The sequence below is a fragment of the Candidatus Aquicultor sp. genome, from assembly GCA_036504445.1.
GTDB lineage: Bacteria > Actinomycetota > Aquicultoria > Aquicultorales > Aquicultoraceae > DASXVE01.
The window spans coordinates 31,430-48,861 of the sequence record DASXVE010000003.1; the positions used below are offsets into that span (position 1 = coordinate 31,430).

19 protein-coding genes, 3 tRNA genes and 1 pseudogene are annotated in these 17,432 nt (G+C 48.7%); 21 read left to right on the forward strand and 2 right to left on the reverse strand.

Annotated elements, in window-relative coordinates:
• The 16 genes and pseudogenes from VGK02_00210 (at position 1) to VGK02_00285 (ending at position 9,122) form a co-directional block, all read left to right on the forward strand.
• Positions 1-816 carry an energy-coupling factor ABC transporter permease gene (locus tag VGK02_00210; protein HEY3373477.1) on the forward strand — a complete coding sequence of 272 codons (816 nt, stop codon included), beginning with the start codon at positions 1-3 and terminating at the stop codon, positions 814-816.
• Entirely contained in the window at positions 788-1,237 is a 450-nt protein-coding gene (locus tag VGK02_00215; GenBank protein ID HEY3373478.1) for a hypothetical protein, read from the forward strand. Before VGK02_00210 ends, VGK02_00215 begins: the two co-directional genes overlap by 29 nt.
• Positions 1,224-2,009: a cobalt ECF transporter T component CbiQ gene (gene cbiQ, locus VGK02_00220; protein HEY3373479.1), complete on the forward strand. Its 786-nt coding sequence runs from the start codon at positions 1,224-1,226 to the stop codon at positions 2,007-2,009. Before VGK02_00215 ends, cbiQ begins: the two co-directional genes overlap by 14 nt.
• Position 2,010: 1 nt before the next feature.
• Positions 2,011-2,859 carry an ATP-binding cassette domain-containing protein gene (locus VGK02_00225; GenBank protein HEY3373480.1) on the forward strand — a complete coding sequence of 283 codons (849 nt, stop codon included), beginning with the start codon at positions 2,011-2,013 and terminating at the stop codon, positions 2,857-2,859.
• Positions 2,860-3,002: 143 nt separating this feature from the next.
• The gene (locus tag VGK02_00230; protein ID HEY3373481.1) at positions 3,003-3,464 is read left to right on the forward strand and encodes a cytochrome c; all 462 of its coding nucleotides are present in this window, start codon (positions 3,003-3,005) and stop codon (positions 3,462-3,464) included.
• Positions 3,465-3,660: 196 nt separating this feature from the next.
• Positions 3,661-4,215, forward strand: a complete 555-nt coding sequence (locus VGK02_00235) for a flavin reductase family protein (protein HEY3373482.1) — start codon at positions 3,661-3,663, stop codon at positions 4,213-4,215.
• 69 nt (positions 4,216-4,284) lie between these two features.
• A complete protein-coding gene (trxA, locus tag VGK02_00240; GenBank protein ID HEY3373483.1) occupies positions 4,285-4,608 on the forward strand; it encodes a thioredoxin in 324 nt (107 codons plus the stop codon).
• 449 nt (positions 4,609-5,057) lie between these two features.
• A complete protein-coding gene (locus tag VGK02_00245; GenBank protein ID HEY3373484.1) occupies positions 5,058-5,300 on the forward strand; it encodes a hypothetical protein in 243 nt (80 codons plus the stop codon).
• Positions 5,301-5,315: 15 nt separating this feature from the next.
• Positions 5,316-5,546: pseudogene (locus tag VGK02_00250) on the forward strand (thioredoxin domain-containing protein).
• 20 nt (positions 5,547-5,566) lie between these two features.
• On the forward strand, positions 5,567-5,857 hold the full coding sequence (locus tag VGK02_00255; GenBank protein HEY3373485.1) for a metal-sensitive transcriptional regulator: 291 nt from the start codon (positions 5,567-5,569) through the stop codon (positions 5,855-5,857).
• Positions 5,858-5,915: 58 nt separating this feature from the next.
• Positions 5,916-5,991 (forward strand) — tRNA-Gly (locus tag VGK02_00260).
• 54 nt (positions 5,992-6,045) lie between these two features.
• Positions 6,046-6,120, forward strand: a tRNA-Cys gene (locus VGK02_00265).
• 58 nt (positions 6,121-6,178) lie between these two features.
• Complete coding sequence (locus tag VGK02_00270) at positions 6,179-7,402, forward strand: MFS transporter (protein HEY3373486.1); 1,224 nt, start codon at positions 6,179-6,181, stop codon at positions 7,400-7,402.
• A 138-nt stretch (positions 7,403-7,540) separates the two neighbouring features.
• Positions 7,541-7,615, forward strand: a tRNA-Val gene (locus VGK02_00275).
• A gap of 387 nt (positions 7,616-8,002) precedes the next feature.
• On the forward strand, positions 8,003-8,635 hold the full coding sequence (locus VGK02_00280; GenBank protein ID HEY3373487.1) for a hypothetical protein: 633 nt from the start codon (positions 8,003-8,005) through the stop codon (positions 8,633-8,635).
• 235 nt (positions 8,636-8,870) lie between these two features.
• A complete protein-coding gene (locus tag VGK02_00285) occupies positions 8,871-9,122 on the forward strand; it encodes a hypothetical protein (GenBank protein HEY3373488.1) in 252 nt (83 codons plus the stop codon).
• Here the strand turns inward: VGK02_00285 and VGK02_00290 are convergent.
• Positions 9,073-9,957 (reverse strand): sugar phosphate isomerase/epimerase, encoded by an 885-nt coding sequence (locus VGK02_00290; GenBank protein HEY3373489.1) that lies wholly within the window; start codon positions 9,955-9,957, stop codon positions 9,073-9,075. The two genes, VGK02_00285 and VGK02_00290, sit on opposite strands and share 50 nt — an antisense overlap.
• Positions 9,958-10,110: 153 nt before the next feature.
• Between VGK02_00290 and VGK02_00295 the strand changes: the two genes are divergently transcribed.
• The 3 genes from VGK02_00295 to VGK02_00305 all read left to right on the forward strand — a co-directional run bounded on the left by VGK02_00295 (position 10,111) and on the right by VGK02_00305 (position 12,551).
• Entirely contained in the window at positions 10,111-10,824 is a 714-nt protein-coding gene (locus VGK02_00295; protein HEY3373490.1) for a response regulator transcription factor, read from the forward strand.
• Positions 10,805-12,196 carry a HAMP domain-containing sensor histidine kinase gene (locus VGK02_00300; GenBank protein HEY3373491.1) on the forward strand — a complete coding sequence of 464 codons (1,392 nt, stop codon included), beginning with the start codon at positions 10,805-10,807 and terminating at the stop codon, positions 12,194-12,196. The genes VGK02_00295 and VGK02_00300 overlap by 20 nt, the downstream gene beginning before the upstream one ends.
• A gap of 70 nt (positions 12,197-12,266) precedes the next feature.
• Positions 12,267-12,551, forward strand: a complete 285-nt coding sequence (locus VGK02_00305; protein ID HEY3373492.1) for a hypothetical protein — start codon at positions 12,267-12,269, stop codon at positions 12,549-12,551.
• 26 nt (positions 12,552-12,577) lie between these two features.
• Here VGK02_00305 and VGK02_00310 read toward each other — a convergent pair whose 3' ends face one another.
• Positions 12,578-13,726, reverse strand: a complete 1,149-nt coding sequence (locus tag VGK02_00310) for a DUF362 domain-containing protein (GenBank protein ID HEY3373493.1) — start codon at positions 13,724-13,726, stop codon at positions 12,578-12,580.
• A 471-nt stretch (positions 13,727-14,197) separates the two neighbouring features.
• Here VGK02_00310 and thrS point away from each other — a divergent pair, with 471 nt between their 5' ends.
• Positions 14,198-16,105 (forward strand): threonine--tRNA ligase, encoded by a 1,908-nt coding sequence (gene thrS, locus VGK02_00315; protein ID HEY3373494.1) that lies wholly within the window; start codon positions 14,198-14,200, stop codon positions 16,103-16,105.
• Between the two features lie 431 nt (positions 16,106-16,536).
• Positions 16,537-16,929, forward strand: coding sequence for a LuxR C-terminal-related transcriptional regulator (locus tag VGK02_00320; GenBank protein ID HEY3373495.1), 393 nt, complete (start codon positions 16,537-16,539; stop codon positions 16,927-16,929).
• Positions 16,930-17,432 lie beyond the last annotated feature (503 nt).

Genomic DNA, 17,432 nt, shown 5'->3' on the forward strand with positions numbered 1-17,432 from the left:
ATGCATCGCGCACGCACCAATATTACTATCAGCAAATTTGTATTGGTCATTATTTTGGCTCCGCTTGTGACTTTGCTAACGGCAACCCCCGCTTACGCTATGCATATTTCGGAAGGGATATTGCCGCTGCCATGGGCACTTTTCTGGTATGTAGTCGCGATACCGTTTGTTATAAAGGGCACCATCGCGATGCGCAAGAACAGCCGCAATATACCGGCGTTTATGCCGTTTGTCGGTATGGTGTCGGCCGCCGTCTTTATTATCTCAGCCTTGCCAATACCCGTGCCGGTCGCGGGCACATGTTCTCATCCCGCAGGTACGGGGCTTGCCGCAATGTTGATCGGGCCGTTTCCAACAATTGTATCCGCCTCGATTGCGCTGCTCATACAGGCGCTGTTTTTAGCACACGGCGGCATATCAACGTGGGGCGCGGACGTTGTTTCAATGGGAGTAGTAGGGGCGATATCGGGTTATATTACATATAAGGTATCTGTTAAACTGAAACTACCGCTTACGGTAGCGGCCTTTTTGACAGGCGTTGTATCCGATTGGGCGACATATACAACAACATCATTAGAATTAGCACTCGGACTTAGCAACCGGCAATCATTTCTTGCCTTATTTAAAGCGATATTTATCGCGTTTATTCCTACGCAGCTTCCAATCGGGATTCTCGAAGGCTTTGCCGCCGCAGGCTTGTTTGCTTTTGTTCTTAAGCGGAGACCCGATATCTTTATAGCGCTCGGGATAATAACTGAAAGCCAAATTGTGGTTAAGGGTGGTGAGCATGAAAATCCAGCTTTTCAAACAGATTAGTACAGCTATAAGAAGCATCGGGTTAGCCTGCATGCTTGCTATTACGGCCTTGCATACAACCGCCGGCGTCTCATGGGCTGCTAGCTGGGAGGGCGTTGATAAAACAGTCATAGAAAAGATCGCCGCGCAGAACGGGCAACCCGTGGCAAAGCCGCTTATCGATATCGGCCAAGGCGACATCTTACTGTTTGTATTTCTGGTTGCCGGTGTTATCAGCGGTTTTGTTCTGGGATACTTTTGGCGGGCACTGTTTGTTGATAGCAGGGTTAGCAGGAAACAACGAGAGATTTACGTTGCCAATATCCGGCAGGCATATGAAGATGCCGCCAAGATTCACATAAAGACCGAGGAGCCGTCCGCTGCCAAGAAGCCCCGATTACACCTTGTCCACCAGGAGAAGGATACGGATGGCAAAGGGTAGCATAGAGCTTTTTTCGGACTATTTTGCCCACGAAACCAATCCGGCAAGCATCACGGATGCTCGCATAAAGCTCGTATTTACGCTGATTATGCTGGTTCTCGTGCTTATTAATGGCAACATCGTGATCGCTCTTGCCGTGGCAATAACGAGTATTTGTGCGCTTTGCGCCATACGGATTCCCCTGAAGCTCGTTTTTGGCCGCTTTATCGCGCCCCTGCTTATAGCATGCATGCTTGTTGTTTTGCAGAGCCTTGTCACCGGTTCGACGGCATTGTTTGAACTGCGGTTTGCCGGATATCACATAGACTTTTACTACGAGGGGCTCATCAAGGGCAGTGTTATTGCCGGAAGAGTTATTGCAGGCGTTGCATTAATGGTGTTCCTGAGCATGACGACGCCCGTATATTCAATCCTTGGCGCACTGCGTTTCTTTAGAGTGCCGGACGGATGGCTTGAAGTCATGGCGTTTGCATATCGCTATATCTTTGTTTTTGTTGAGGAAGTCCAGGCGATAATGGATTCGCAGCGCTTACGGCTAGGTTATAGCGGTCTGGCTACGAGCCTGCGCTCGTGGGGAATTCTTACCGGCTCGTTATTCATTAGGGCATACGACCAGGCGCAAGCAACACATGAGGCTATGTTGCTTCGAGGCTATGATGGTTCACTGCATCTACAGGCGCCGGATAGACTGGTAGCCCGCGACATATACACAGCGTGTATTATGGCAGGGATTATCGTAATTCTGCTTCTAGCGCAAGTATTCGGAGGGTAATGTGGCGTATCTCGAAATCAACGGTCTCTCATACACATTTGAAGACGGCACCAAAGCGCTCGATAGTATAACGGTGTCCGTAAAGAAGGGTGAATTCGTAGGGCTGCTCGCTTCCAACGGTGGCGGAAAAACCACCCTCTTAAAAGCGCTGGTCGGTCTTTATCCCGCGAAACCGGGGGCTATTAAAATCGATGACGTCTCGCTCTCCAGCATGAGCCGCCGCGATATATCGCGAATGGTCGGCCTGGTATTTCAGAACCCAAACGATCAACTCTTCGCAGCTACCGTCGCGGAAGATGTTGCGTTTGGCCCGCGCAATTTGAAACTAGATGAGAGTTCGGTCGCAGAGCGGGTCCAACGGGCGCTTGAACTTGTCGGCATCGCTCATTTGGCTAAGAAACCGGTGCACAGGCTGAGCTTCGGGCAGCAAAAAAAAGCAAGTATCGCGGGTATCCTGGCGATGGAGCCGGAGTTGTTGTTGCTTGACGAGCCCACGGCGGGTCTTGATCCAAAAAGCGAAGCAAGCCTTCTGCAAATGCTGGAGAGGCTCAATAAAGAAAATGGCGTGACGATAATCGTCGCTACTCACATGGTAGATCTTATGCCGCTTTTCGTCGATCGCATTTTCGTCCTTAAGGAAGGTCGGCTAACGCTTGAAGGCACGCCGGAAGAAGTATTCTCAAGCACGCAGGTCATGGAAGAGGTCGATTTGCGCCTGCCGTACATCGCCCATCTTGTCGAAGAATTAAAGCATAAGGATAATGTCCAGGTGGATGAGCTGCCGCTCACAATTAAAGACGCACGGAAGAAACTCATATCGATAATTTCCGAGGGGGCGTCGCGCGTATAATTTTAGGGAATTATTACCACGGCAACGAAAGACATTTTTTGCACAAGCATGTCAATTCTGTATCAAATACTGGTAAAGTTAGGCATAATAAGGTAATTTAGAGAACGTAAGGTCTAACGTGAGCTAGGCGGGGAGGGAGTCGCTTGACGCAAGGCAGGAATAGTAACAAGAGATGGATTAGTATACTTGTATGTATGCTCGTTCTGGCTCTCACGGCGTTTGTGGTAGCTGGCTGCTCTGGAGGCGGCTCGGAGAAGGGCACACAGAACGAAGGAGTTAAGAGCGAGTCGAACACAACAGCAGAAAAAGCAGGAGCCGGAGGAGAAAAAAGCCCGATCTCGGAGCAAGAGAAAGCACAGGAATCGAGCGTACGCGATGTAAAAGATCCGCAGCAGCTCTTTATCGATAATTGCGGCCCGTGCCACGGCCACGACGGCACCGGTCTGGTTGGCCCGTCTATTAAGGCAACCGATTTATCGACCGTGCAAGTCAAGGATGTAACCGACAACGGAAAGGGTAGCGGCATGCCGAAGTTTAAAGGCGGCGAGCTCTCTGACGACCAGATTGCTGCAATTGCGCAATATGTAAAAGATAAGCTGAAATAAAGAAGACCACGAGGGCTTATATACAAGCTGTTTACGCGCCATTTAGCGTGGCGTACAATTAAAAAACATTTCGAAAGGCCGGCTTCAAAACCGGCCTTTTCTTTTGCCGTTATCCTATCACGTGTTTTTGGGAATAGATTGAATAGAGCTGGCGGTGGTTAGAGTTGTTTTCCTATTTTGCACGAGGAGTGATTGTATGGGCAAAAAGCTTGTGACAGGTGTTGAGGGGTTGCTGCCGCTTCCATTAGCATTGGTAACCGTTGCAAATAATGAAAATATCCCGGATATTTTTAGTGCTTCATGGCTTGGCGTTATGTGTCCCGATCCGCTCTATATCGGTGTCGGCATTGATGCCGTGAGCTACGCGCACGAACTCATAGAAGATAATGCTGAATTTGCGATTAATATTATGGAAGAGGGTTTTGTCAAAGAGATAGACGAGCTTAGCCGTCTATCGGGACATGAAACCGATAAATTTGAAGAAGCGCGGCTCACGGCTCAACCTGCAAAAGAAATAAAAGCCCCAATCATTCTCGAATCTGCAATCAGCATCGAATGTAAGGTGCAACATGTGTTGCGTCTCGGCACCCACGACCTCTATATCGGGCGCGTGCTTGCCACCCACGTGGAAGAATCGGTTTTGGACGGCAACAGCATTAACGTCGAAGTATTGAGACCGGTTGTATATGCAGTCGATTGGTACTGGTCTATCGGACGGAGGATCGGCCAAGTAGGACGCATGGCGGCATAATCAAACACTAATCTTGACATTAATACCCCCTAGGGGTATAAATGTATTCAAAGGAGTGAGTGTTTGATTATGGCTTCAGAAAAAATCACCAACATAAGCGATGCAGAGTTCGATGCCGAGGTATTGAAGGCCGATAAACCCGTCATCGTCGATTTCTGGGCTCCCTGGTGCGGCCCTTGTAAACTAGTTGCACCAAGGCTTGAGGAAATCGCGGATGAGTATGATGGCAAGCTAAAGGTTATTAAGGTAAATGTCGATGATAATCAAGAGTGGGCTGGTAAGCTCGGTGTTATGAGCATACCGACGCTACTTTTTTTCAAAGACGGGGATGTTGCGGGTAAAATTGTTGGCGCAGTTCCAAAAGAAGAAATTATAAAACGCTTTGGATTATAAGCGAACGAATTTTACTGTGTTTATGTAAGACAATGGAGGAGATATGCCAACATACCAGTTTATATGTGAGAGCTGTGGCAAAGACTTCGAGTTCTTCCTCACACGAATGTTGCGTGATGAAGATAAAATTTGCCCTAGCTGTGGTAGCAGCAAAATAAAGCGCGCATACCGGGACTTCTTGGGATTTGCAGGCTCGAAAAGCAACAGTTGCGGCAACACCGGATGTGGTACCGGCAGCTTTGGTTGAGGATAAATAATACAGGCTGGAAGCCTGAATAAGGAACAGGAATTAGGCCCTCTGTTTAAGGGGGCCTAATCTTTCTTCCGGGGATACGAATATGCCCTAGGGTGGTATTGACTTACGTCAAATAGTTGTTATCGTCTATCATGGTATACTAGAGTCAGCAAAGATTTGAATGATCTATTGCTGCACGTGAAAGGAGTACAGTATGCCGGAACCAAGAGTTTCGCTTAAAATACTAGGAATTTTTGCCTGTATCGTACTAATCGTATCACTCTCGATAGGATGCCGGAGCAGCAACCGGGTACAAACAAGCCAACCTCAGACACAAGATCAAGCACAAACTCAACCTCAAACGCAGCCCGGAGCCGTACAACAAAATCAGGGCACAAGCGTTTCATCAAGCGAAGTGAGCGGCCCGAAAGTGCTGTACTTTGGGGCACAATGGTGACCGACCTGTAAGGAAACAAAACCGCTGGTCGAGCAGGTTAAAAGAGAGTATAATAATAAGATACCGGTTGTTATGTATGACGTTGATGATACGGCAGGTTCACAGATGGCCGACAAGTACGGTGTTGGGGGATTACCGACGACAGTGTTCATCGGTAAAGATGAAAAAACTGTCAGTCGCTTAGAGGGAGCTGTAACTAAGGAGATTATGGTTAAGGGCATTAACCAGGCCCTAGGAAATAACTAGAAGAGGAGATCAAAAAGCCAATGGTTGCAATGTATGACCGCGACGGAGAATCCAAACGAGTGATAACTCGACTGAAGCGGCTCGAAGGCCAGCTGAGAGGCCTACAGCGTTTGGTCGAAATGGGTGAAGACTGCGAGAGCATTCTTACCCAGTTTGCTGCGGCAAAAGGAGCGTTCCAGAGAGTTGGAGAGCTTATTTTGGCCAGCGTAATTCGCAACTGTGTCGAAAAGGAAACAGCCGACAAATCGCCGAGCGAAAGCATAGAGTCGGCTATTGCCCTTTTCGAGCAATATGTGAGGCATTTGCAGTAAGACCACCTATAAGGTATTTGCAGAATTTAAAAAGACATGATAAAATCGTTTCTGCAATGCGGATGTAGCTCAGTTGGTAGAGCACGACCTTGCCAAGGTCGGGGTCGCGAGTTCGAGTCTCGTCATCCGCTCCAAAAGTGGGAGGGAACTGCTATAATTATGCAGTGTTCTCTCCCATATTTGTAAGTGGCGACGTGGCCGAGTGGCTTAGGCATTGGTCTGCAAAACCAAGTACACCGGTTCGACTCCGGTCGTCGCCTCCAATATGAGTTTGGGCATGTTTACATGCCCTTTTTTATTTACCAGGAGTTGTTGAGGACTATGTCGCAGAAAGATGCAGCAAGCAGAGACGAACAGCAAGAAAAGCGCGTTTTAGGGGTATCTAAGAACGTCTTCTTCTTAGGCTTAACCAGCCTGTTTAATGATATTAGCTCTGAGATGATCTATCCTTTGATACCAATATTCTTGACGACTGTCCTGGGTACACCGGTAGCTTTTGTCGGGCTCATAGAAGGCATAGCGGAATCAACCGCTAGCTTAATGAAGCTCGTATCGGGTAGGCTTTCCGATAGGTTTAACCAGCGAAAATTGCCGGCCGTAATCGGTTATGCGTTAGGAGCGGTAGGAAAGCCCCTTCTCGCGGTATCATTCGTCTGGTGGCAGGCGTTATTCGCGAGATTCACGGATCGACTCGGGAAGGGTATTCGAACAGCCCCGCGAGACGCCCTCATTGCCGACTCAAGCAGCCCGGACGCCTATGGCAGATCGTTCGGCTTTCACCGGACAATGGATACGGTAGGCGCCGCCATAGGGCCCTTAATGGCATTATTCTTGTTTCCTGCCCTTAATCAGAATTTCCGCACATACTTTGCTATCGCTATAATCCCGGCGATTATCAGTATATTTGTGCTCGTAAAGTACGTTACCGAGCCTCGTCGAAGCGATGTTAGCAAGAAGATTGTTCTGGAGCGATTTAGCTTGGCACCGTTCAATCGCAGCTTTAAGATATTTTTACTGATCGCACTGGTGTTTACGCTTGGCAACTCAAGCGATGCGTTCTTAGTGCTTCGAGCGCAGAATGTGGGTATAAGCGTAGCGCTTATCCCGCTAGTTTATCTCATATTTAACCTGGTTAGCGCATCTATAGCGACACCAGCGGGAATTATATCCGATAAAATCGGGCGCAAACGGGTAATAGCTGTCGGGTTTGCAACGTTTTCAGCTGTCTATTTAGGATTCGCGTTAGCAAAGACGACAACGGCGGTTTGGCTGTTGTTTGCAGCATACGGGTTGTACGCGGGGTTTACAGAGAGCATTTTTAAGGCGTATGCTGCCGATCTAGCGCCGGCGAATTTGCGAGGCACAGCATACGGATTGCTCAATCTTGTTCTGGGGATCGCATTGCTTCCTGCAAGTTTTGTAGCAGGGTTGCTATGGCAATACGTAAACCCGGCGGCGACGTTTTATTACGGCAGCGCAATGTCGCTATTTGCCTTAATTCTGTTTGTGCTATTCTCTTTGATGTCAAATAGAGCGCGTGTTTAACGAGGAATAGCCTGGGGTAGTATCTATACGGTTCGCGTCTTGGGGCCTAAAGCGTAAGCTGTCGATTCAAGCATGTAAGGCAGCAAAATTGCAAAAAATGGCGTTTTTCTGTATAATCCATGAAGTGAAAAACGTTTAGGGCGCTTAGCTCAGGGGGAGAGCACTTCCTTGACGCGGAAGGGGTCAGAGGTTCAAATCCTCTAGCGCCCACCAAGAAAGACCAGTTAAACGCTGGCCTTTTGAATTATATGGAAGCCAAAAAGCTGAAAAGCTAAAAACATAGAGTTAAAAATCCCATATCGATACCAATTAGACCAATGAACTATGTTACCGCACTATAAAACCAGCCTAAAAGCAGCATCAAACCAGCATTAAGTAATCTATTCATGCAGAGACTGCGCATTTTGCGTGGTCGCGCACAATGAAGCCATTGCGTGTTCTGCTAACACGGGGCGGGCATTTTTATGTCACAAGCCCAATGTCAGTAGTACTACATAGGCACGGTTGAGCGTAGACTCGCAAAAACCGGCAAAGGTAAGCCGGCAAAAGTGACCGAAGCTGGTTATTTGTACCATAAACCGGCGCAACAGCGAAAGGTAGGTGTGTGTTATTAACGGTAGGAATAAGATAACAATCATCGGGTTCGTAATAGTTTTAATGACACTGTCGATCGCGCTCTATACAGTGAATACGCAAAAGAGTGCGACGGTCGCGAAGCTACAGAAAAAAAATGCTTCGCTAAAATTAGAGGTCTCCAGAAAGATCGACCAACTCAAGATCGAGCAATCAAGAGTCGACGCGCTCATGAGCAGGAATGCGGAAGCGCGCAAGGCTTCCAGCATTAGTAAGCCCGCTCAACCACAGCTTGTATCAAGCAAAAAGAAGGTAAAAGCCAAAGCAAGAAAACGTAAAACACGCAGTCGCGTGCGGGTATCAAGAGGAGCAGTGCGGACGTTTCCCGCCGAACCGACCGTCAGGCAGGTGGGAGTAACCTATTGGTCGGACGAAGCGCAACTAGATGCATTGGTTTGGATTTGCTGCCACGAGTCTATCAGGCCGGGCGCGGTAAGTGCGAACGGATGTAAGGGCTTATTCCAATTGATTAATCCGCCCCGTTGGATGAAGCTCGGCGATGCTGCGAGTGAAACAAAAGCAGGGTGCGAATATATACAGCGCCGTTACGGGACGCCGTCGAAGGCAAAATCATTTTGGCTTGGGCACGGATGGTATTAAACTATCGCAGTTGTTAAGCTTGAAAGCATGAAAATAAGCGAATAACTTCGTATATAAATGCGCCGTGCAAGCGGCGCATTCTTTTATTTACCGGAATAATTAAAGAATTTCTTATTATGAAAAATCCTATTACACGTTTGTTTGTACGTTAAAACGGGAATATAGTGCCTATATGGGTAGCTAGCAAGCGCAATATTGCCGGGCAACGGGCAATATTAGTAAGAAAGGACGAAGAATGAAGACGCTATACTCTAACTTTAGTATCGACAAAAAGCATCCGGGATCAGGCAAAGCCGGCTTTCGCAGGGCGATCGACGCCGAAGGAAAAGTCTATATGCTCGATTTTACCGCGGGGAGATCGCCGCTCGAGCAGAATAGGGCTGAGAACCGCAGTATTTATGACCGTAAAGCCGTTGGCTTTTGGAATCAAGAACGCTTTACGCGGAGCGAGTCTGCGGTTGGTGAGCGCGTTCGACGCCGTGCATGATGTTGGTCAAATAATAGTATGATCGTTTGATGGCGTAATCGGGCATGTCTTTGTACGATGATAGGTCTACGGTTACAAATCCCCCGTATTGAACCCTGTGCAGTGTTTTAAAAAACGAGATCCACTCAATGGTTCCGGCACCCGGAATAAGATAATCACGCCCACCGTATCCTGTGTCTGCAACAGTAATATGCTTGATATAATTACGATACGTATCCATAATGCTGCATGGCGTTTCACACGAGCTGCTTGATCGGCCCACATGAAACGCGATGTTGATGTTGCGGTGCTGCGAGAATACCGCTCGCATAGCATCCGCCGTGGGGAAGAAAAGACCGGGGCCGTACATGAGGCCTACCGACACGCCAAGGTTTTGCGCATACTCGCCAAGCTCCTCGATTTTGGTAATCATGGCGATCAGCAGTCGTCTAGCATCGATGGTTGGATCGGCGACGCCGGGAGTAATCGTTACCGACGGGCAATTCAGCGTTCGTGCTACGCTCACATAGTATTTTATCCGCTCGAGGTAGTGGCGGTTCTGCCAGATCGTACGTTGTAGCGCCTTTACGTGCGCGCTCCTTATAAGGTTATGCACATCGCTGTTCAGGTGGCAGTGTTGTATAGCTATATTTGAAACTTCAAGATCGTGAAAGATTAAAGCATCTTTAACTGCCTGCGTGCAGCCCGAATGGCCGTCGCTCTGGTGAAGACGCTCATGACCGGCCACAATCTCGATACCCTGGTAACCGATCGCGGCGAGCTTTCGTATCGCTTCGGTGAGAGCTATGCCGGTGTATACATTTGAGCTACAGGCAAGTTTAATACGATTCATCATTTCTGGTTGTACCCAGAATCGCATAAAATAAAGCGTTTTACTGGTCTGCAGGGAAGCTTAACGTAAGAGTTGACAGGTGCGAGTCTGATAGCCAAACTAGGAGGCAATGGTGTTTTAACAAAGACGGGTTACGTTCACGGATAGAGAGTGGAGATGCAGACCTTACAACAGAAAAATGTTCTGATAATCGAAGACGATCGCAACATCGCCGAACTGGTCAGACTTTACCTCGATGATCAGGGTTGGCTTACCAGGATATTTGTCGATGGCGGCGATGCGCTCAATTATTTGAAAGATAATCATGTGCACGTAGGGTTGGTCATCCTTGACCTGATGTTGCCGAGCGTAGACGGGTGGGAAATATGCCGTTGGGTGAAGGAAAACACTCATATCCCGGTTATTATCGTAACCGCGCACGGTGAGATTCAGGATAAGCTGAAAGGATTTGAGTTGGGCACCGACGATTATATTGTAAAGCCCTTCGATCCGCTTGAAGTTGTCGCCCGGGTAAAAGCCGTTCTTCGCCGCACGGGCGATAAACCACAATGCCTTGAGTTCCCTAATCTCAGCATAAATCTTGATAGCTATACGGTATTGGTAGCCGGTGAAAAAATGGAGCTTACGCCTCGTGAAATCGAACTGCTGCATTTTCTTGCCAGCTATCCGGGACGTGTCTTCACGCGTGAGTTGCTCTTGCAGCAACTCTGGGGATTCGATTTTCCAGGCAATACACGAACGGTTGACGTACACGTAAACCGGCTCAGAGAAAAACTAGAGGCGGCATCCGATTCGTGCCGAATTACGACGGTATGGGGTGTCGGCTACAAGTTCGAGGTAGGGGACGAGAATGCGGAGCATATTCGCTAAAATCCTGGTATCCGGGCTCTTTATTGCGCTCGTTACCGCGCTCGCCTTGAGTTTTATCCTCTCTTCATTATTTGGCCGCTACTATGAGAATAGAGCCGACCAAGAGCTTAACGAAGGACTCCATGCTGCCGAGACTCTTACAAAAAACTATTTAGCAGGCCGAATACCTTTAAATGCTTATGCACATGCACTGCAAATGGTCGAAGACCTTGAGGGCAGTCACTTTATCATAATTGATAGCCATGGTAAAACCGTTATCAATACAAGACCGCAGATCGGAGGCGGCCTTAGCGAGTCTATGCTAAGGTTACTGGCTCCTCAATTAAGCGACGATCAAATACTAGAGAAGCAGGTTAAGGATTCTGATAGTCAAACCCTGAAAATAGATACCATGACTTCATCGGTATCGGGCGCTAAAATAATTGCATATAACCATTTAATTGATATACGTGAGCCTGTGGAAGAAATCAGCAGACTTGTATGGATTGCTACAGTGCTAGCGTTTTTCATATCGATAATACCTGCGTTTATAATGTCGAAGCACTTCACGGCTGCGCTTGTTAACATGAATGAAGCGGCAAAAACGATCAGCCAGGGCGATTTTAGCGTTCGCGTGACGTCTAACCGGAACGACGAGATCGGGGAACTCGCATCGACGCTCGATTATATGGCGACGCAACTGGACAAGATTGAGCAAACGCGGCAGGATTTCTTAGCAAACGTTTCGCATGAGCTGCGTACACCACTTACATCAATCCGTGGATTCGTGCAGGGTATGTTGGACGGTACGATTCATCCCGAGCAACAAACGGCTTACCTGGCCAGGGTTTACAGTGAGGCCGGACGCCTCTCAAAAATCGTAGACGATTTATTAACACTTGCAAGATTGCAGAGCGGACGGGTGCAATTCGAATGGAAAGAAGAAGACCCGGCCGCTGTGCTCTCCGAAGTCGTTGAGATACTAGAGCCGCAAGCCACTGAAAAGCAGCTCAAGCTCGAGTTAGTTAGGGTAGGCGAAAACCGGAAGCTTAGAACAGATCGCAACCGGTTGGCGCAGATTTATATGAACGTACTAGCCAACGCGATAAAATTTTCGCCGTCAGGTGGGACTATAACCGTAAATTCTGTTTGGAATACCGACGGTTATTACGTGACCGTTCTCGATGAAGGCTCCGGTATACCGGAAGATGAGCTTCCGAGCATCTTTGAACGGTTCTATACCGGCAGCGGGAAAACCGATCGCGAACTGCCCGGATCAGGGCTCGGCTTGGCTATTAGCAAACTGCTTGTTGAAGAACATGCGGGGACAATTACTGCCGTAAATCGCGCCGAAAAAGGCAGCGAATTTACCATTTTCTTTCCCAGCGTTTAAGATGCCCGGGCTGCGGAAATATTTGCTTCGGATTATATTGGATGGCGGATAGCGAGGCGAGGATATAGTCATGGAAGCGCAGCAATTAATCGATGAAGTCCGAAAGCTCAACCAAGATCTTCACAATGAGCATAATTCGAGAACAGTAAACAGCTACATCGACCGTTTCAGTCAACTTTTAAACGAAGCGAAGGCAAAATGGCCGAACGTAGGGCGGCTCGGTATTATCCCCAGACCGAGAAAAGTCGGAAGTAATGCGCCCAAAATCGAAGCGGATACCCAGATGGGGATATTGAAATCCGCCGCCGAGCAGCTCGATATGATGGTCGATAGAAAGGCCAGACAGGCGGCATAAGCGAAAGAAATACAGTCATATACCTACTATTTTCCAACAAACGGCCGCACCAGCCAATGATTCTTCCTTTTAATGGCGACTTCCGGGCATAATTCTTCGCAGCAATAACAGCGAATGCACTTATCATAATCAAACGTAGGCTTTTTATCGACGTAGGTTATCGCGCCGGCCGGGCAACTCTGTTTGCACGTACCGCAGCCCGAACAAATATCGGGGATGGCTAGGTACGGCATAGATGTAGCCAGGCTTTTCAGCGAACCCACCAGCCAACCCGGCGCCTTTTCGTCCGCAAGCTCGCCTTTGGGGTGCTTGAAATCAGGGTCGATGATTTCGGCAAGCGGCGCCCCGGTAATCTCGATATCGTCGATGTTTGCAATCAAACCGCGCACGACCGCCGCTTTGTTCGTATACACATCAAGAGGATTAAAACCGATAACGCTCGACGCAACGCAATCGAGGGCGATTGAATCGGTGGAGGCGAAGAGCGCGCCGATGTGTTTCGGATCGCCGCCCGACGGGCCGTCGCCTTCCATCGCAATAACGCCGTCCATAATGGAAAGAGCAGGTTTAACCGCGAGATAGATGTCGAGCAGCATATCGGCAAAATCCATTCTGTCGGGCACTTTGAGGTGGAATTGAGCCTTTTCCAGCCCTGGGATGACGCCGAAGAGCACCTTTACCGCGCCGGTAAACTTCATGAGCCCGTGGGTCTTAAGCTTGGGCAGCGTAATGATGACGTCGGCTTCGCTCACAATGTGCCCGGTTGTAAAGCTGGTAAAAAGCTTGGCCTCAGGGCTTTTGATTGTAGTGGTGTCGCGGTCGAAGAGCACGAATTCCGCGCCGGTGCGATCGCACACTTCTTTAACGCCCGTTACCTGCACCAATTTATCGATTTGCCGCTGCATGTTCGGCCCACCGGGGCTGTCACCTGCAACCGGCGTGCCTCCGGCTTCCTGAACGGCCCGTATAACGGCTTCGATGACGGTCGGATGTGTCGTCACCGCTTTATCGGGTTCACAACCGCGAAGCAAGTTGATTTTTATAAGCACCGTATTGCCGGGCTTTACAAAGGCGTTTATACCACCGATCGGCTCTAATACCTCCGTGAGGGATTTGCTTACTTTGGATAGGTCGTATTCGTTGCAGCGAGCAATCGATACAATTGATTTTGGCACTATTTAGTCCACCGCCTAAGTTATCGATTATTTGAATTTAGCCATTTGTCAGCTATTTGTATCTTGCTTGTTACATGAATTCTGCTTACTATTGTCGCGCTTTGTGCTGATTAAGCAAATATTTATTCATGATTGCTTAACGGCGTTATGTTTACATCAAATGTGTCTTACGATAGAATTTCGGTAAAGTGATATGAGCTGCTAAGATGGGGAAGAAACTAGCGGTAGCTTAAGCAGAGAGGCGGGTCGAGGCTGAAAACCCGCTTGAGCGATGGTAGGTACACCACCCCTGAGCAGGCGGTGAGCCGTAACTATTATGGGAAAAGTTACGCTAAGCCGCCCGGAAGCCCACCGTTACAAGGGAAAGAGAGGCAGTCGCAGACTGCAAATAGGGTGGAACCACGGAAGCCTTCGTCCCTTAAAGACGGGGCTTTTTTTATTTTTTTACGTATGTGTACTGGAGGGTTATTAATGGACAAGATTAGCGTTGTTTTACCGGACGGGGCAAAGATCGAGCTTGATAGCGGCGGCTCTGCGTACGACTTGGCGGGGGCAATCGGGCCTCGCCTGCAAAAAGCGGCGATTGCGGCGGTGGTCAACGATGTGCTGGTTGACCTCGATACCAAGCTTAATGACGGCGATATCGTTGCGATTGTCACCGAGACCGGTGAGACCGCTGCGGATATAATCCGGCATAGTACTGCGCACGTTATGGCGCAGGCGGTCATGCGCCTCCATAAAGATGTAAAGCTCGGTATCGGCCCGTCGATAGAGGGCGGTTTCTATTACGACCTCGACCTGAGCGAGCGCATTTCGGTTGAAGACCTGCCGAAAATCGAAGCCGAAATGAAAAAGATCATCGGTGAAAACCTGCCATTCGTAAGAGAAGCCGTCAGCAAAGACGAAGCGCGCGAGATATTTAAAGATCAACCGTACAAGATCGAGCTTATCAATGAGCTCGAGGACGAGACGATTACCGTCTACCGCGACGGCGAGTTCGTCGATCTCTGCCGCGGGCCGCACGTTCCCGGCACCGGAAAGATCAAAGCGTTCAAACTCTTGAGCGTTGCGGGCGCGTACTGGCGGGGCGATGAGAACCGGCCGATGCTGCAGCGCATTTACGGAACCGCGTTTGCAAATGACAAAGACCTCAACGAGCATATCGATCGTTTAGTGGAAGCGGAGCGGCGCGACCACCGCAAGCTCGGCCGCGAACTCGATCTTTTCAGTATCGACGAGGAATTCGGCGCCGGCCTGCCGCTCTGGCATCCCAAAGGTGCGATTCTTCGTAAAGTAATCGAAGACTTTTGGAAGGACGAGCATCTCAAGCGCGACTACGAGCTGCTCATGACGCCACATATTGCCAAAGTCGACCTATGGCGCACCAGCGGTCACTGGGATTTCTACCGCGACAGCATGTTCTCGCCGATGGAAGTCGAGGGCACGGACTACATCGTAAAGCCGATGAATTGCCCCGGCCACATTCGCGTATATAAGACGCATACCAGGAGCTATCGCGACCTGCCGCTTCGCTGGGCCGAGCTCGGCACGGTCTACCGGTTCGAGAAATCGGGTGCTTTGCACGGCCTGCTTCGCGTCCGCGGCTTTACCCAGGACGATGCGCATATCTTCTGCACACCCGAGCAGATTGAAAGCGAAATTTTAAAGGTTATCGATCTTATGGATTTTGTTTTCAAGAAATTCGGATTTGATAAGTACGACGTGTACCTTTCAACGCAGCCGGAGAAATTTGTCGGCGAGCAGGAGAACTGGGATATTGCAACAAACGCGCTCCGCTCGGCGCTTGAAAAGGCGGGCTTGAAATACGAGGTAGATCCGGGCGAAGGCGTTTTCTACGGCCCGAAAATCGACGTAAAAGTACGCGACGCGCTGGGTAGAAGCTGGCAGTGCACCACCATCCAGGTCGATTTTAACCTGACCGAGCGCTTCGACGTAACCTATGTTGGGGCGGATAACCAGGAGCATCGCACCATCATGATTCACCGCGCGATCTTCGGTTCGCTCGAGCGTTTTATCGGCGTGCTCATCGAGCAATACGCCGGTGCGTTCCCGGTATGGATTGCTCCCGAGCAGGTTGTAGTGCTGCCGATTGCCGACCGCCACAACGACTATGCGGCGAGCGTTACCGCAAAGCTTAAGAGCCTCGGAGCCCGTGCGCGCGCCGATTTGCGCACCGAATCGGTCAACAAGAAGATCAGGGATGCTCAGATGATGAAAGTGCCGTATATGCTCGTTGTCGGCGATAAAGAAATCGAGAACAACGAGGTAGCAGTCCGCGACCGCAGCGGCAACCGTGGCGCAGTTGCGCTGAGCGCGTTTATCGAGGAGCTGCAAGGGGAGATGGAGCCTGGGGAATAGGGTTAGAGTGAGGCAGCTAGGGCAGAATCTTAGAACTCTGAATTCAGCAAGGGCTCGTAAAATGTTTTTACGAGCCCTTGCTGCTGTCTAAATAATAGATGGGGAGAGGATTCGAGGTCATGCCTGGTGGTTTACCGGCTAACTACTCTAAGACATGTTGTTTGGCAAACTCGCTCCGCAACTCTTTGACGCTTTATAATTCTAGCAACCTTTTTGGACACGGATTCTTCCTTTTTGGACACGCGCTATTTTCATTATTAATCGTACACTTATAATTAATGATATTACTAATTAGTAGTATATAATTTAAATGTTAGCTAACGAGCGCTTCTTGAGGCAAGTAGTTCTAAAAACCGATTATCGGCTTTTGAAAAGCCTAATTATAAAGCCCAAAACACATGGGTCAGGATTCATATCGTATAGGAGCAGTGATGCCATCGATGAACTTTCAGCTAACAAAGAGACAGCAGGAAATCATGGAGCTGTTGATCCTAGGAAAAAGAGCAGATGGTATTGCCTTAGAACTACATATTTCAATTAATACTGTTCGGCGGCATTTATCTTTGATTTATCGACACTTCGGTGTCACATCACAAGCTCAGGCAATAGCGATTTTCTTTAGCGCTCAAAAGAAGCAGACCCCGCCAGCTAAGTCCTTTGTAGAAGAAACAAAGCTATCAGAACGTGAACAGGGCGTGATGGCTCTCTACCAAAAAGGCTTAGGCCCAAAGCAAATAGCCGCAATCCTTTCCCTAGCACCTTCTACTGTTAGAGAATATGCTCGTCGAGCCAGAAACAAGATAGACGCCAAGACTACCCAATAACCGACGTCGTCAGAATTGATTGATTTAGGTAATTGTAAGTACGATTATTAGGTATTATAAGCATATAATAGCAAGCCAAGTTTAATCGTACCTAAAAGTAGAGGTAAAGCGTTGCTTCGAGTCTAACTACAAAGCATGAACCATCGATGACAAAGCAATTGTGCTATTTATCAACTAGCGACGGAGTCTGGATATTTATAACCATTAACCAAGATTGGAGAGCAAAGCCGTAAATATTCTACAGCCGCTCTCTGCTTAGAAAACGCTAGCGTTGTGTTGTACGTGAACTGGACCAACTATATCCGTTAAGAGAGGTCGTTGAATGTAGGGATACATAGACAATTATCAAGATCGTTGCTACTTAAAGGAGATGCTATGAAAGAGGTAGTCGCTGACCGCTCCAGGGAATATATAGTAGTACAACCTGGAGTAGATAGGCTATAGGCTGGATATTGTTCTGGGGCTTTAAGACCCTGAAAAGGAGATTGGTCTTCGCCTATAGC